We start from the raw sequence: 15,824 nt of genomic DNA, 5'->3' as shown, positions 1-15,824 counted from the left end.
GCATCCAGGCTAGTATTTTCCCATAAAAGAAATTTTGGTAGATGCCTAGTTAAAGTAGAATAGATCCTCTTAAATAACCATGGGGCAAGGAGATCAAAACACTGGGCATGTCTTTTGATGTGCTAGAGGAATTCATTTTAATGAAATTACTATCCTAGCTTCATAATAAACTATTGAGATCTACTTAGCGGGTTTTATATAATATCAGACCAACACTCGCTAGGTAGTTGCTTTACTTGGCATCCGATTGAATTCACGTTAGGATTAAATCTTTTAAGAAGGTGAATGTAATGGAGCAGTTAGACGATAAAGTCGTGGTTTCTGTACAAGAGCAAATGTTACAACTCAGCAACCATCTGAACTCACGAATTTTAGGTCAAAAGGGCTTGATCTCTCGCTTGTTAATAGCCTTACTTGCAGACGGCCATTTATTAGTTGAAGGCGCGCCTGGGCTAGCAAAAACTCGTGCAATTAAGGAATTATCTGATGTAGTTGAAGGGGATTCTCATCGAATCCAGTTTACTCCAGATTTATTACCTGGTGATTTGACCGGTACAGATGTCTATCATCCTCAAGACAATTCATTTGTATTTCAGCCTGGTCCCATATTTCATCACTTGATTTTGGCTGATGAAATTAACCGAGCCCCTGCTAAAGTACAATCAGCTTTACTTGAGGCCATGGCGGAAAGGCAGGTAACCATTGGCAGTAAAACCTATCCCTTGCCCGAATTGTTCTTAGTCATGGCGACACAAAATCCAATCGAGCAGGAGGGGACCTATCCTTTACCTGAAGCTCAATTAGACCGCTTTTTAATGTACGTGAAAATTGGCTATCCTGATGCTAAAGTGGAGCATGAGATTTTAGCTTTGGCTCGAAAAGAAGCCCAAGGCACCCCTACTAGTAATATAAAGGTTAAGACCGAGAAATTAGCACAAAAAACTCTATTTGAAGCACGTCAGCAAGTGCTTAAAGTGCATACTAGTGAAGCATTGGAACATTACTTGGTGCAATTGGTTGTTGCAACACGTAATCCAGGTGTTTACAGTGCGGAGTTAGGTCGATGGTTGCGTTTTGGTGCTAGTCCGAGAGCCACTATTGCCTTGGATAGATGTTCTAAAGCCCATGCTTGGCTTGCTGGTAGAGATTATGTCACTCCTGATGATATTCATGCGATCGCTCACGATGTATTGCGTCATCGGATCTTATTGAGTTATGAAGCAGAAGCTGAGGGAGTAAATAGTGATGATTTCATTGATGCCTTATTACGTCTGGTCGCTATTCCTTAGAGGTTTTTATGGCTGATGGTGTTGTCGCAGAATTAAATGAATTGATTGGTCTTAGACGCTATGCTCAGTCAGTGCAATATCCACCTGAAATAAAAGCCCTGCGTTCTGGAAATCATTTATCTAAAATACGTGGTCGGGGAATGGATTTCGCTGAAGTGAGAAATTATCAGGCTGGGGATGAAATTCGTCACATGGAATGGCGAATTACTGCTCGTACCGGGAAACCTCACGTAAAACTCTATCAAGAGGAACGAGAGAGGCCTGTTGTGATTCTTGCTGATTTCAATCCGTCTATGATTTTTGGTACAAAAATAGCGTTTAAATCAGTAATTGCTGCTCGATTGGCCTCAATCATTGCTTGGACCGTTATTAAGCAAGGAGATCGAATTGGCGGCTTTCTTTTTTCTGCCAGTCAACATAGTGAATTTATTCCACGCGGACGTGATGCCGGGGTTCTTCCTTTATTAGCGGCACTGAGTCAGTATACTGATCAAACTGAAGCACAACGCGAGGAAAAACCAAGAATGCTTAGCGATGCTTTAGTGCGATTACGACGAGTCATAAGACCTGGAAGTATTTTGGTATTAATTAGCGATTTCTATTCTATGGACAGTGAGTGTGAGCAACACTTGAATCGGTTAAGAGGGCATAATGATGTTCTGGCTTATCACGTCTGTGATCCTATAGAGTTAGCACCACCTAAACCTCAGCAATATGCTATTACTAACGGTCAACAAGAAATTTTACTTGATACCAAGCTTGAAACGGTTACTACTGCTTATGAAGATTATTGCCAACAAAGGATACAGCAGTTAAAAGAGCAATTTAAAAGCTTACAAATCCAGTATGTACAAATTACTGCTGATGCGGATTTAGCACAGATTGTTCGTCTGACTTTTCCCAGGAGGACTCGTGGCTAAAGCGGATGAGTTAACACAATTAAAAGACATTCATCTCCCCGATTCTATAGGTTGGTGGCCATTAGCACCTGGTTGGTATGTGGTCATGTTGATGATCCTTGTAATGGCGATTGTATTTGCTTATTTCCTTCGTAAAAGACGTCGCGATGCTTTGGCAAAAAATCAAGCCTTAGAATTATTGAAGAATTACACCATTCAATATGAGAAAGAGAGAAATGCTCAATTAACAAGTGCCTGCATTTCAGAGTTATTAAGACGAGTAGCGTTAGTCTATTATCCACGATCGGCAGTAGCTAGTTTGCATGGTGATGGATGGATTGAGTTTTTAAATAAAACAGGTAACGGTGTGGATTTTTATTCTGTCAAATCCATGTTACTCGATTCTCCTTTTAAAACGAGTGAAACTGTGGATCTACAGCCGCTTATCATTCAGGCCCAACTTTGGATTAAGCAAAGGAGCGCGCCATGTTCGAACTAGCCACTCCTTGGGTTTTACTGTTCCTTCCTTTGCCTTTAATCATTTGGTATTTAGTGCCACGAGCAAAAGTAAAATTGCCAACGGCTTTAAAAGTTCCTTTTTTTGACGCCATGTTAAACATAGTGGAGCATGAAAGACATTCCATGTCCGCACAATCACTGTTATTAATTCCTGCACTAATCTGGGTATTACTGGTTTTTGCTTTGGCAGGACCTCGCTGGATTGGTGAACCTGTACCCGTGACTCGCGAGGGATATAACATCATGATGGTTCTGGATTTATCCAATAGCATGGATATCAATGATATGATTTTGCATGGACGCCCAATGAGTCGATTAGCGGTGGTGAAACGCGCTGCGTCACAATTTGTCCAAGATAGGACTGGTGATAAGATTGGTTTAATTCTCTTTGGTAGTCGAGCTTATTTGCAGACTCCTTTGACTTATGACAAGCACAGTATATTGATGCGCATTGAAGACGCTACGCCCGGCCTTGCAGGTCCAATGACATCCATCGGTGATGCTGTGGGATTAGCGGTAAAACGTTTGGAAGAAGTACCCGACACCGGTCGTATCATTATACTGCTAACCGATGGCGCTAATAACGCTGGTATATTAAGGCCACTAAAGGCTGCGGAACTAGCCAAAGAAGATGGGATTAAAGTTTATACTATAGGTTTAGGTGCTGAGGCTGATCCAAGAGCGCTGGCTAATGATCTGTTCATTCCTAATGCTTCCGCTGATCTTGATGAAGAGACGCTGAAAAAAATGGCACAAATAACTGGTGGTCGTTATTTCCGCGCTACAGATACGGAAACCTTACATTCAATCTATAAAACGATTAATGATTTAGAAACAACAACTCAGGAACAGGCTACAATACGGCCGCAAAAAGACTATTACCCTTGGTTTGTGGGATTGGCCTTATTGTTATGTTTTTTCTGGATGGCAGGAAAAACTGATCTTGTTCCACGAGTGAATTCTTTGCCTCGCCAAAGGGAGGTAAAATCATGATGGCTGAATTTCATTTTTTAAGACCTTGGTGGTTATTGGCTATTATTCCTCTAATAGGATTTGCTATTTTATCATGGCGGCAAGCCCCGCAGTTGCATGCTTGGAGTGAAGTATGTGATAGCCATTTATTAGCTCATTTGGTGCAGAAAAAGGGGCAGGGTAAGCGTATGACTTCTTTGTCTTTTTTATTTCTTAGTATTTTGTTTATGATTTTTAGCCTTGCGGGCCCGGCCTGGTACAAACTTCCAACGCCAACCTATAAGCCAATAGAGCCAAGAGTATTGGTTTTAGATATGTCTCCCAATATGATGGCGACTGATTTGACCCCTAATCGCCTTAGTCGCGCTAAATTTAAGTTGCATGATTTATTTAGTCGTAAAAATGAGGGGCAGTTTGGATTAATTGTCTATACAGGGGAGCCCTTTGTTGTGTCTCCTTTAACCGATGACGGGCAAACTATAACGTCGCTATTATCCGCGTTAACTCCAGATATTATGCCGGTGCGCGGACACAAATTAGAATCTGCATTAAATGAGGCAAGTAAATTGATTCAGCAAGCAGGCTATAAACAAGGACAGATTTTGGTTTTAACGGCGGATTCTCCTAGCTCAAGTGCCATAGAAACAGCGAATACCTTGGCTCAGTCTGGTATTTTCTCTTCTATTATGCCCGTAAAAGCAGATAAAAATTTGAATCCATTATTTCAGCAATTTGCGAACTCTGGCCATGGTCAGTTATTAGTCTATTCACCCGATTCAACAGACTTAGAGCAGTGGCTAAATTCTGCAGGTAAGAATACTGATTTTGCTCTTAATGATAAAGATAATATTCCTCTTTGGCGTGACGAAGGTCGATGGTTTTTAATTGTCGCTTTAGCTTTTTTGTTGCCAGTATTTCAACGTGGTTGGTTGCAGAGGGTAGCAGTATGATACGACGGGTACTCTTTTTAATAATTATTTTATTTTCGTCACCTATTTTAGCTTTTAGCTGGCAAGATTTATGGTATACCCCAGATCAGCAAGGCCAGTCATTAATGAATAGGGCACAATATAAGAAAGCAAAAGAGACTTTTGAACGTATGGATTGGGCTGCAACAGCGAGTTATAAAGCTGGGGATTATCAAAAAGCAGGAGAGTTATATAAAGGGCTAAAAACAGAGCAAGGTTATTATAACCAAGGTAATGCTCTAGCTCATATGGGTCAATATGAGCAAGCTATAGAGGCTTATAATAAAGCATTATCGTTAAATCCAAACAACCAAGACGCAATTTATAATCGTAAATTGCTTAAAGATTTATTGAAAAAAGATCAAGAGAAGAAGCAAAACAAAGATCAACAAAACAAAGATCAGCAAAACAAAGATCAGCAAAACAAAGATCAGCAAAACAAAGATCAACAAAGCAAAGATCAACAAAACAAAGATCAGCAAAACAAAGATCAACAAAGCAAAGATCAGCAAAACAAAGATCAGCAAAGCAAAGATCAACAAAGCAAAGATCAACAAAGCAAAGATCAACAAAGCAAAGATCAACAAAGCAAAGATCAACAAAGCAAAGATCAACAAAGCAAAGATCAACAAAACAAAGATCAACAAAACAAAGATCAACAAAACAAAAATCAGCAAAACAAAAATCAGCAAAACAAAGAACAAAGTCAGAAGAATCAGCAACAGAAAAAACTTAATAAAAGTGAAAAAAATGATCAAAATCAAACTGATCTAGAGCAGTCAGAAGGGGCTAGAGAAAAACAACAAGCAAAAGAGCAATGGTTGCGATTAATTCCCGATGATCCGGGGGGATTATTAAGAGAAAAATTTTTACGTGATCATTTAAGACGAGAACGTGGGTGGTATCAATGAAAAAGTTAATCATGGGCGCTGTTTTAAGCTTATTCAGTGTATTGGCACATGCTGAAATACAAGTGCAGGTTGAACCGTCACAAATAACGCGAGGGGAACCCTTTAAATTATCCCTAATTCAAGATGACCCTCAAAATCATGGCGTTCCTGATCTCACCGTATTACAAAAGGATTTCGTGATTCTCGGTACAGAAAGAAATGTAAGTTATTCAATAATCAATGGGCAAGCTCAATCGTCTAGCCAATGGATCGTGGCATTAAAAGCAAAAAAAACAGGGGTTTTAACTATTCCAGCTATAAAAATTGGTTTAGAGCAAAGTACTCCGTTTACAGTTAATGTGGTTGAAGGAACATCCACCCAAAGTACGCAGCCGCAAGTGAACGCCAACCAATCGCAGGATGTATTTTTAACTACAGAGGTTAAAGAGAAAAAAGCTTATGTAAATCAACAGATTACATATACTATAAAATTATATACCGCAAATGATACGCAATTATTGAATGGAAACTATCAAGATCCGCGGGTTGACGATGCTTTATTAATTTCCTTAGGAGACACTAAGCGTTATCCAGTAGTACAAAATGGTACGAATTATTTTGTTGAGGAGCAAAGTTATGCCATTTTCCCACAAAAAAGTGGCACCTTAAAAATAAAATCTCCTGTATTTACTGCACTTGTTTATGACCTAGTTCCTCAGCGTGTCCAGGCGCAAGATAAAGCAATCAATGTAACTGTTCAACCAATTCCTGCTCAATACACGGGAAAAATATGGTTACCAGCAAAACAAATTAAGTTAACCGAGCATTACGAAAACCCTAGTCAGACAATCAGTCAGGGCAGTACGTTAACTCGCATAGTGACTATAGAGGGTACGGGTATTCCCGCAGAATTATTACCTTCTTTAAAGTTCGAGGAAGCCAATGCCTTTAGTGTCTATCCAGAAAAAGGCGCTGATAAAAATCAAGTGAATCAAGGGGAAATCATTGGTAGCACGGAAATTAAAGTGACTTATTTATTTAATAAGGTTGGCAAAGCAATTATTCCTGAACTACGTCTTCCTTGGTTTAATACAGAAACAGGTAAGGAGGAAGTTGCCATTTTAGCGCCAAGAACTTTAGAAATTACTCCTGCAACAACTGGAGTGGTAAACAATGAAAAACCTAAAGCGGCCAACAAAGAAGTTGTTGTAAAGCAACCCCCAGCAGAAGCGTCATCTTCCTCACAAGCCAATAACTGGGGATGGGTAGCGGCCGCGGCCTTCGCTCTTGCTTGGATTATTACTCTTGGTTTATGGGGATGGCAGCGCCGTTCAAGAAAGCTGGGTAAAGGACAATACAAACATGCTTTAGATGAGCTAGAAAGGGCTTGTTCGGAAGGAAACCCAGCACGAGCTCGTGATGCGTTATTAAAATGGGCTTCATTACATTGGCCAGATGCACCTTTATTGAATTTAACAGACCTTACCAAATTAGTAATAGATGCTCATTTAAAGAAACAATTGCATCTGTTGTCACAAGTCTTATATAGACAAGAAGATGGAATTTTATGGCGAGGTGATGAGCTATTACGGGCAGTGCAGTCAATGAAGAGAACGCAATCGAATGTAAAACGAAAATCACAAGTGTTGCCGCCAATTAACCCATTTTAATTTGTAATGGTTCTCCGTTGGCTTTATGTAAATTTTGCAATTCAAATTCTGGATGTCTTGCATTAAAGCAAAATCTTCGGGTTATAGATAAGATCTATTATTTTGTAAGGAGCAAAGAATGCAGGTGAATGAATATGTATCCTTAGATGTACATGAATTGGCTTCTCTTATAAGAAATCGTCAAGTGAGTGCCAAAGAGGTACTTAATTGTGCCTTTGGGCGCATTGATGAAGTCAATCCTGCTATTAACGCTGTAGTGACGGATTGTTCTGCATTTGCTGAGCACTGTTTAAGCGAAATGCGTGGTGATGAGCCTTATTACGGAGTTCCTTTACTAGTAAAGGATCTAGGACATGCGCTTAAGGGAATTAGAAGTACAGAAGGCTCTCGTTTTTTTTCCAGCAATCAGGCTCCGCAAACGAGTGATTTACTAAAAAAGTTAATTGCTTTAGGATTTGTTCCCTTTGCTAAAACTAATACTCCAGAATTAGGTCTTTCATACGTTACTGAGCCGGTATTGTTTGGCGCTTGTCGCAATCCTTATGAGCTCAGTAGAACTCCCGGAGGCTCTTCAGGAGGATCGGCTGCTGCAATATCTTCTGGCATTGCACCTGTGGCTACAGCGAGTGACGGAGGCGGTTCCATTCGTATCCCTGCTGCCTGCTGTGGTTTGTTTGGCTTTAAACCGACAACAGGATTAACGCCAACAGGGCCCTGGGTTGGGGAGTTATGGTCTGGTATGGCTACTAATTTTGTACTTGCTCGATCCGTACGCGATACTGTTGCTTTATTTGGGAAATTGGCTAACTTAAACCAAGTGCATCCTCTTTCTGAGCAAAGAAGGCCATTAACTATTACTTATTTAGAGGGGGTTTTTGCCCCGGTTCCTGTGGCATCTCCTTATCATGCGGCGGTAAAGAAAGTTCAGATGTTATTGGAAGACGCAGGTCATCATGTAGATAAGAAACATTTAGAATTAAATCTGGATGCAATAGGTGAATGCGCTTTGATTCTCATTGCTGCTAATACTTGTGCGGCAATCAATTTACAACAGCGTATATTAGGTCGAAACGCGGAACGGCATGAGCTAGAGCCAATTACCTGGGAATTTTATCAACGAGGTAAAGCGATTCATGCGCATGAATTAATTAATGCAAAAAATAATTTATACCAATTACTGAATCCTCTTCATGAGTTCTTGAGGCATACAGACGTAGTACTAACTCCAGCTTTAGCGCAGTTACCATTGGAGATAGGGCAATTAAGAATGGATGATGAGTTTTTTAGCTATTTGCAGAAAAATACAGAGTTTTCGCCATTTACTTCTATATTTAACCAAGCAGGTCTTCCAGCTATGACCCTACCGGTGTCGTTTCATGAGCAATTGCCTATCTCCATCCAAATGGGGGCGGCTCAAGGCAATGATTTACTATTATTATCGTTGGCGACGGAACTTCAGTCCATGTTATCTGATTTAACTTTAATTCCTCCTATATAATTCAGTAAGCAAATTGTGGTTAGGCAATGCGTGTTATTGATATATTTAGTGGATTTTCTTTTCGGACTAAGCTAACTTATATTTTGAATAACCTATTGAAAAACAATAAGTTATTCATTATGCCTCATGGCTAACCAGTATCCTTTACTTTATTACCGCATTATTTATGTTTCTATGGTGTTTCTTTACTTTAGACAAACACCGCCTTATGAAACAGAACTATTTTGTTTTCAAGTGTGATGTATTTATGGGCTAAAGGACTATTGGGTCGTTGATTTTTCTTAATCTATTGATTCGATTATGCTCAAATAAAAAAGGATTTTTTATGAAGAACTTACCCAATACAGTAATTTTTGTTGGTGCAGGACCAAGCGCTTTATTTGCTGCACTCAGACTGGAACAGCTAGCTCAAGAACAACAGAAAGAAATAAAATTTATTTTTTTGGAGAAAGAACCTGTAGTTGGTGGTAAATGTCATACTTTTTCTGATCCTCAGCACCCCAATCTAAAAACAGAATGGGGGGCAGGGATCGTTGCTGCAAATTACGGTGTTGTTCTTGACGCATTAAATAAATACGATATTGGTTTTGAAGACATGATTCCTACGGTTCCTGAGACGGTTGAAATCAGAAAAAAATATGACAATTTGTCGCCTTCTGAAAAGATAACGTTCATGGGCCAGGTAACTCAAGAGATTACCGTATTTAATGGTGATTATGGGGTTTATAAGAGGGCAAAACAGAATAAAACAGAGCTTCCTGAGTCGTTATTAGTACCATTCATGGAATACGCCAAGCTAAGAAATATGCAGCATATTCCTCTTTTATTAAAGTCTTTCGTTCCTGGTTTTGGTTATGGCGATTTATCTCACTGTCCAACCTATAGCGTGCTTGAATACATGGGGAAAATGACCATTCCGGAAATTCTGGTTTCAGACACGATATTGCGGCAGCCTGGTTTGCTTGCCATTCATGGCGGTTTCCAGCTAGTAATGGAGAAAATTGCTGCTCATTGGGATGTGCGTTTGTCAGCTAAAATAACAGAGATTAAAAGAGAATCAGATAAAGTAACAGTACAATACCAACAAAATGGAATAGCTTATAGTGAAACAGCTGATGTATTAGTACTGGCGAACTCTCCTAAAAACTGGCCCACTTTGAATTTGGATATGAGCGAAACGGAACGTCAATGTGTAGAGCAATTAGAATCTTACCGTTATCCAGTTGCAGTTTATAGAATCAAAGGATTACCTGCTCGGCAATATTTTTTCCCAAATGCACTAGAAGAAAATGGGTTTGGGCAGCTCGCCCTAATTACATCAAGGGATAACCGTCCCGATCCAGAGGAGGGACGATTATGTACGGTTTATATCAATTTGCCACCTAACACTAAAGAATTTACTTTTGATCATGAGGCGATTAAAAGGGAGTTAATGACTATTGAAGGAGTTACCGACTGCTCTGTGGTAGAAGAGAAAATTTGGGAGGATTATATGTCTACTCTACCGTGGCATCTTCGCTTGGAGTTGGATAAAGAGCAGCAAAATGGTAATACCCTATATTTGGGCTCTTATGTACTCGGTGGATTTGAGGATGTTGCCTGTGTGGCCAATAAGGCTACTGATACGATCAATGAATTATTCTTTTCTAATAAGACTTATGAAGAGGATTTTTCCTGGGTCAATGTCGGGCGTGCATGGAGATTTTTCACTCAACCTGTTTACCCTCCGTTGGACTCTTTGGATGAGGCTCCTAAGCCTAAGGATAGATGCATTATCATATGATGAGTTAGTTCAGCCACTATTACTGTCATTATTTAACGTTATTCTCGGATAAGAATGTCACTTACATCGGAACCCTTTGTGCTGAGGAGATGCCGGGATACGAACTTGCTTATCTGAAGCGAACGTTATTTAATGACAGTGATTTTATCTTCTATTCATATCTTACTTTTTTCTATAGTGATTACAAATAAAAGGTAATAGGTTGATAATGGCTCTAAGAGGATAATATTGGGTCATTTATTAAGTAATTTGTACCTATTGCTCGTCATTTGTTACATTTCATGGTATAATCATAGATACTTGTATTATAAGCTTTTGGTTAAAATCTTGTTTTTCGTGAAAATCCCTGCCTTAGTGCTGCTGATAGCAGCTAATCTACTGCGACCAAACGTAACACTTTATTTTTTCTTAGAAGCACCTAGTGCAAGTATTTATTTAATTTTATTTGGAAAATCGAAATGTCTGTGAAAGAAACTGGTCACGTAAAGTGGTTTAATGATGCTAAAGGTTATGGTTTTATTAGTCGAGATAATGGTCAAGATGATGTGTTCGTGCATTTTCGCGCCATCGTTGGCTCTGCTGGACGTAAATCTTTGGTAGAAGGTCAGCGCGTAGAGTTCGTAGTGAGTAAAGGTGCTAAAGGGCTTCAGGCTGAAGAAGTAACTGCTCTGTAAAAACACATTTTTGAATCCTCTGCTTTTGCGTGTTATACGACATGAAAAAGTGGGGATGTGAAAGGTTGCCTTTTCCTTAATGTTCCGTGACGCGGTCACGGACTCCTGTAATGGTGAGGAAGTTTTACATCCTGCGGCAGAAGCGTGGGATGTAGAAATAAAGAAAGATGTGGTCTATTACCGGAAGAGACTATCCCTGCCCCATTTAAATAGCTATCAGTTATTTACGACCTTTAATAGGTTATTTTTTCCTGTTAACTATTTGTATCAATACCTGTTTCGTATAGAAACTAGGGAGTAAGGGTATTATTTATTAGATTTATTCGCAAAAAAAACAAAAGCTAGCTTTCATTATTGTCTTAGGTATAATGCTATTATCAAACTTGGTCAGGATGACTCAATGATAAAGTCCGCTACCCTGTTTTTGCTTGCCTGTTCTTTTAGTGTCAATGCGTCTCATGTCGTTAGTGGAACTTTTGAAGCGACGCAATCCTGCCCAGCCTATATCTCCAAAAATAAAAAAACCAATCCGGAACATTTAATGGTTCGGCCAACCTATCATTATCCACTCAAAGAAATTAATAAGAGTCCTCCTGACTGGGTGCGAATAGAGTTACCAGAAAGCCATAATACACTCCGTTGGGTCAATGCCAATTGTGGAATCACCGAGTATAATCAACGCGATACGAATAGATGCAGTGCTGATGCGGGAAGAGCTGATTCTTACGTTTTAGCTTTAAGTTCTCAACCTGGATTTTGTCAAACTTACGGTTATGAAGCAGGTAAACCCGAATGCAGTAAATTATCTCCTAACTCTTACCAAGCTACTCACTTAACGTTGCATGGTTTATGGCCCAATCAAGATGCCTGTGGACAGCGTTATGGATTTTGTGGTGTTAACCCGCGAGCCAATCATTGTGATTACTCTCCTTTAAATCTGAGTCCTGCTGTAGCGGAGCAATTAAAACAATTGATGCCTAGCTATCATTATGGCAGTTGTTTAGAGCGGCATGAATGGAATAAACATGGCAGTTGTCAAATATTAATGCCGGATGATTATTTTACTCTGGCAATGCGCTTAACAACAGAAGCGGATCAATCTGTTTTTGGACAATATTTAACCCATCATAAAGGTGAAGTAGTAAAATTAGCGACCCTACGTGAGTTAATTGCCACATCATTTGGCAAAAATAACGAGGATAAACTCTATCTAGGATGTAAAAATGGGGTATTAGTTGACATATTTATCCAACTGCCGCCACTAATTCCTTTTAACGAATCTTTAAATGTTTTAATCAATAAGGCTCCAGCCTATCCTGAACATGATTCTTGCTCTAGTAATGTGATTTTATCTAATTTTTCTAAAGAGTCTTGGTTTTAAGTAAGATGTGCTGTTGCACATTGCTAGAACTTATTCTAATGTAGAGGGATTATTGTTTCAGGAAATAAGAACATGTTAAAGCGGTGTTATTTATTGATTTTAATTGCCTTTTTTCTATCAGGATGTGCTCATCACTCACGACAAAAAATGCCTCCCCCACAGCTACAGTATTCTGGGCATAGTTTTAAACAATATCGACAGGTTGGTGCGTTTACTCAGGTCAATGCTCAAGGACGAATTAATCTCAATTTGCATACTGGTTATAAAAAGCCACAAGTTATATTAATGGGAGATCCCAGAGATCTTGCTCAAGTAACAACTGCCGTTAGTGGCACCACCCTTTATTTAGCGATAGGTAATGGTTATCCTCGTTATGGAGAGGTCACTGCCGATGTTAGAGGACAATTTCTTAATACCCTACGTTATACAGGAGCGGGCATAGTTAAAGGAAATAGGTTACACACGCGCTTTTTAGAACTTTATCTAGCGAATCAGGGCACCACGCAGTTGGGTGGCAGTATTGGCTTGCAAAAAATAGTGGTGGCAGGGAATGGTTTAACGCAAATCAGTGGCATTACCTCTCATGATGTGCAAATTCGTCTAAAAGGGAACCCTAAGGTTCAGTTAACTGGCTTTGCTAGTCTATCTAAATTAGATATAGAGGGTGGTGGTTGGCTTAGTTTTTACTGGATAAAGAGTAATCACTTAACGATTAGAGCAACAAAGGCGGCAAAAATCCAATTAGCTGGTATTGTTAATAGACTCGAAGTGGAGTTATGGGATAATGCTCGTTTTAAAGGCCGATATTTGCGCGCTCAACGCAGCTTTGTTAAGACACATGATAGATCCGTTGCTGAAATTTCCTCAGTAAACCATCAGAGCAGCCTGGCGACGGACGCGAGTGATATTTATTATTATAATATTCCTACAACACGCGCTGATTTTATGGCTAATAATGGCTCGGTATTGAATATGAGAGAGTGGAGTCTGTTCGATACAGAACAATTTAACCGTTACAATAAACAGTTCCCATAGAGCGTGTTTAATGGATTTAGCAGAAATAATTCTGCTAAATCCTAATAAAACAGTATGGGGCTAAGGTAGTGTGCGCAGTAGTTCCTCTCTTCCCTCATTATAACGATGGTTGTTTCCTTCCCCAAATTCCGTTAGCATTTCCACGAGACAATCTAGAAATGAAGATGAGCCCTCTTCTTGGGATGTTTCAGCGATTTCATCATCATTGGCCGCACTATACTCTAGGGCCAAATATGCAGTAGCTATAGTCATAACACCTAAAGCGAATTTTCCTACTTCTTTTGCTGTACTTGCCATAGTTTGAGAGGGTTGAGAAGGAAAAAAGGAAAACATTTAAAACTCCTTAAAATCAAATGAGGGAGAAAAATAATGTAGTTAGTTCATTTTTTCAATAGATTTTTTGCTATTTAAGCATTACTGATAACTATTAATGCATTGAATGATTTCTTGAACATCATTATCTAAGGGAAGGAGATGGGCGGAATTTTTTAACCAATGTATCGTTGCATTGGACAGAGATGAAAACAGTTTTTCTACTTCTGCAGAGGCAACAACTTCATCATAGGTTCCTAAAAATAAATCAGTTGGGCAGGTTGGTGGTATCCATTGATAATTTTGTGCTAAAGAAAGCATTTCAATGATGGTTACAATAGGTAGTTTTCTATAAGTAATTTCTGCATGCTGATTGGAAACAAGATTACCTGCAGAGTTGCGTAATTGGTGAAATCCCAAACATTTTAACACTTGAGCTAATTTTAAGGACATGTTGACATGCATATTTAACTTAAGAGCGGGAGCCAAAAGGAAAAGATGGTTTAGGGTAAAATGTTGGCTTAGTTCACAAGCTAATAAACCGCCTAGCGATAGACCGAGAACATCCACTTTGCGGTATTCCTTTAATAAAGACTTGCAAGCAATATGGGCACTAAGGCGCCAATCGTTTGCTGTTGATAGTGAAAATGCTTCTATACTCTCAGCATGTCCTTTTAAGGCTGGACAAACTATTGCGTCATAATGCTTTATTTGAGGGAGTAGATATCTAAATACTGCCGGCGTAGAAGAAAATCCATGGAGTAGGAGTAATGCTTTTTCATTACCAGAGCCTCGTTCATTTATTGGTTTTATAAGTGGAAGATCATCCCTTGTTAGCGAAGAAAGTTGCTTGCCTCGACGCATATAGCGAAAATCGTTATAATTCATGGTTAACCTTCGTATAATTAACTTGTACTTTGCTTCCGATAAAGTAATTGCAAAAGGAGAAGCATCCAAACTGCAAAATTAATGTAAATTAGCGATGACTGTCACTTATTATAAGGCAAATTTTGTTATGATGACCTTACTATATTGATATTATTCTACTAATTTGTGCATAGGATAAAAGTAACGTTATTTTGAATTCAGATAATGTCGTCATATTAACTAATGATGTGCTATCTTTAAATTAATAGAATAAGTTTTTTGAGGTTTATTTCATGTCCACTCCAGAAGACAATGTTAGCAGCGATCTAGAATCAACAACTCCTGATCCCGGAACAACTCCTGATCCCGGCACAAGCCCTAGCCCACAAAGTGGGCCAGCCCCGACTCCTCAGTCAGGAGGGGATGGGCTATTGGGGAAAGTAAAGAATGTAGCTAACAGCGCGGTTAGTAAGGTAGCTAATAAGGTTGGCGATCAGTTGAAAAAGACCCTTCTTGGTCAAGGCGGCGAAAACGACAAAAAAGATGACAAAGATAAAAAGAAAGATCCTATGTTGGAGATGATGGATAAGCTTGAGCAGTGGGTGACAAGCGTTAACCAAGGACTAAATAGCCTAATTGTCAAAGCTGTAGTAGCGGGATATAATAAAGCTAAAGGCAATTCTTCAGCACCAGATGCCCCGACTCCGGACGATCCAACGGCGCAACAGAGTTCAACACAGCAGACGACACCACAAGCTCCGACACCACAAGCTCCGACGCCACAAAGTAGCTCTACAACACAGCAAACGCCAGCGCCTCAGGTTGATAGTTCTGCTCCTCAGGTTGATAGTTCTTCTCCCCAGGTTGATAGCCCTGCTCCGCAGATGAGCAGTTTATCTCCGGCTCCTGATCCTGTTACTAATCCTTCACAATCATTGAGTTCAGCTAGTGACCAGCAATTTGACACTGGACAAGCTCCTAAGCCAGATAGTACCCCTTCTACTCCTGAAGTTACAGAAGGTTCTTCATTAGGAATGTGATTTAGGATGGGATTTATTCTTCGAGGG

At 39.6% G+C, this 15,824-nt stretch carries 15 protein-coding genes; 13 read left to right on the top strand and 2 right to left on the bottom strand.

Annotated features, from left to right (window positions below):
- Positions 1 to 290 precede the first annotated feature (290 nt).
- The 12 genes from LFA_RS16515 to LFA_RS16460 all read left to right on the top strand — a co-directional run bounded on the left by LFA_RS16515 (position 291) and on the right by LFA_RS16460 (position 13,578).
- Entirely contained in the window at positions 291 to 1,289 is a 999-nt protein-coding gene (locus LFA_RS16515) for an AAA family ATPase (protein WP_045097144.1), read from the top strand.
- 8 nt (positions 1,290 to 1,297) lie between these two features.
- A complete protein-coding gene (locus LFA_RS16510) occupies positions 1,298 to 2,209 on the top strand; it encodes a DUF58 domain-containing protein (protein WP_045097143.1) in 912 nt (303 codons plus the stop codon).
- Positions 2,202 to 2,687 carry a DUF4381 domain-containing protein gene (locus LFA_RS16505; protein WP_045097142.1) on the top strand — a complete coding sequence of 162 codons (486 nt, stop codon included), beginning with the start codon at positions 2,202 to 2,204 and terminating at the stop codon, positions 2,685 to 2,687. Before LFA_RS16510 ends, LFA_RS16505 begins: the two co-directional genes overlap by 8 nt.
- Positions 2,675 to 3,700, top strand: coding sequence for a vWA domain-containing protein (locus LFA_RS16500; RefSeq protein WP_045097141.1), 1,026 nt, complete (start codon positions 2,675 to 2,677; stop codon positions 3,698 to 3,700). Before LFA_RS16505 ends, LFA_RS16500 begins: the two co-directional genes overlap by 13 nt.
- Positions 3,697 to 4,629 carry a vWA domain-containing protein gene (locus LFA_RS16495; RefSeq protein ID WP_045097140.1) on the top strand — a complete coding sequence of 311 codons (933 nt, stop codon included), beginning with the start codon at positions 3,697 to 3,699 and terminating at the stop codon, positions 4,627 to 4,629. The genes LFA_RS16500 and LFA_RS16495 overlap by 4 nt, the downstream gene beginning before the upstream one ends.
- Positions 4,626 to 5,558 (top strand): tetratricopeptide repeat protein, encoded by a 933-nt coding sequence (locus LFA_RS20705; protein WP_045097139.1) that lies wholly within the window; start codon positions 4,626 to 4,628, stop codon positions 5,556 to 5,558. The genes LFA_RS16495 and LFA_RS20705 overlap by 4 nt, the downstream gene beginning before the upstream one ends.
- Entirely contained in the window at positions 5,555 to 7,207 is a 1,653-nt protein-coding gene (locus LFA_RS16485; protein ID WP_045097138.1) for a BatD family protein, read from the top strand. The genes LFA_RS20705 and LFA_RS16485 overlap by 4 nt, the downstream gene beginning before the upstream one ends.
- Before the next feature lie 118 nt (positions 7,208 to 7,325).
- Entirely contained in the window at positions 7,326 to 8,705 is a 1,380-nt protein-coding gene (locus LFA_RS16480) for an amidase (protein ID WP_045097137.1), read from the top strand.
- Positions 8,706 to 9,030: 325 nt separating this feature from the next.
- Positions 9,031 to 10,488 carry an FAD-dependent oxidoreductase gene (locus LFA_RS16475; protein WP_045097136.1) on the top strand — a complete coding sequence of 486 codons (1,458 nt, stop codon included), beginning with the start codon at positions 9,031 to 9,033 and terminating at the stop codon, positions 10,486 to 10,488.
- A gap of 458 nt (positions 10,489 to 10,946) precedes the next feature.
- Positions 10,947 to 11,162 carry a cold-shock protein gene (locus LFA_RS16470; RefSeq protein ID WP_045097135.1) on the top strand — a complete coding sequence of 72 codons (216 nt, stop codon included), beginning with the start codon at positions 10,947 to 10,949 and terminating at the stop codon, positions 11,160 to 11,162.
- A gap of 400 nt (positions 11,163 to 11,562) precedes the next feature.
- Positions 11,563 to 12,543, top strand: a complete 981-nt coding sequence (locus LFA_RS16465; protein ID WP_052674021.1) for a ribonuclease T2 family protein — start codon at positions 11,563 to 11,565, stop codon at positions 12,541 to 12,543.
- A gap of 72 nt (positions 12,544 to 12,615) precedes the next feature.
- The gene (locus tag LFA_RS16460; protein ID WP_045097134.1) at positions 12,616 to 13,578 is read left to right on the top strand and encodes a GIN domain-containing protein; all 963 of its coding nucleotides are present in this window, start codon (positions 12,616 to 12,618) and stop codon (positions 13,576 to 13,578) included.
- Positions 13,579 to 13,638: 60 nt separating this feature from the next.
- Here the strand turns inward: LFA_RS16460 and LFA_RS16455 are convergent, their stop codons facing one another.
- Positions 13,639 to 13,911, bottom strand: coding sequence for a hypothetical protein (locus LFA_RS16455; RefSeq protein WP_045097133.1), 273 nt, complete (start codon positions 13,909 to 13,911; stop codon positions 13,639 to 13,641).
- 81 nt (positions 13,912 to 13,992) lie between these two features.
- Complete coding sequence (locus LFA_RS16450) at positions 13,993 to 14,778, bottom strand: alpha/beta hydrolase (protein WP_045097132.1); 786 nt, start codon at positions 14,776 to 14,778, stop codon at positions 13,993 to 13,995.
- Positions 14,779 to 15,050: 272 nt separating this feature from the next.
- On the opposite strand from LFA_RS16450, the gene LFA_RS19040 reads away from it, so the two are divergent.
- A complete protein-coding gene (locus tag LFA_RS19040; RefSeq protein ID WP_052674020.1) occupies positions 15,051 to 15,797 on the top strand; it encodes a hypothetical protein in 747 nt (248 codons plus the stop codon).
- The last annotated feature ends 27 nt before the right edge of the window (positions 15,798 to 15,824 follow it).

This window comes from Legionella fallonii LLAP-10, from assembly GCF_000953135.1.
In the GTDB taxonomy this organism is placed as follows: Bacteria; Pseudomonadota; Gammaproteobacteria; order Legionellales; family Legionellaceae; genus Legionella; species Legionella fallonii.
Note: the sequence above shows the minus strand (reverse complement) of the source record. Positions and strands in the feature narration are given on the sequence as shown.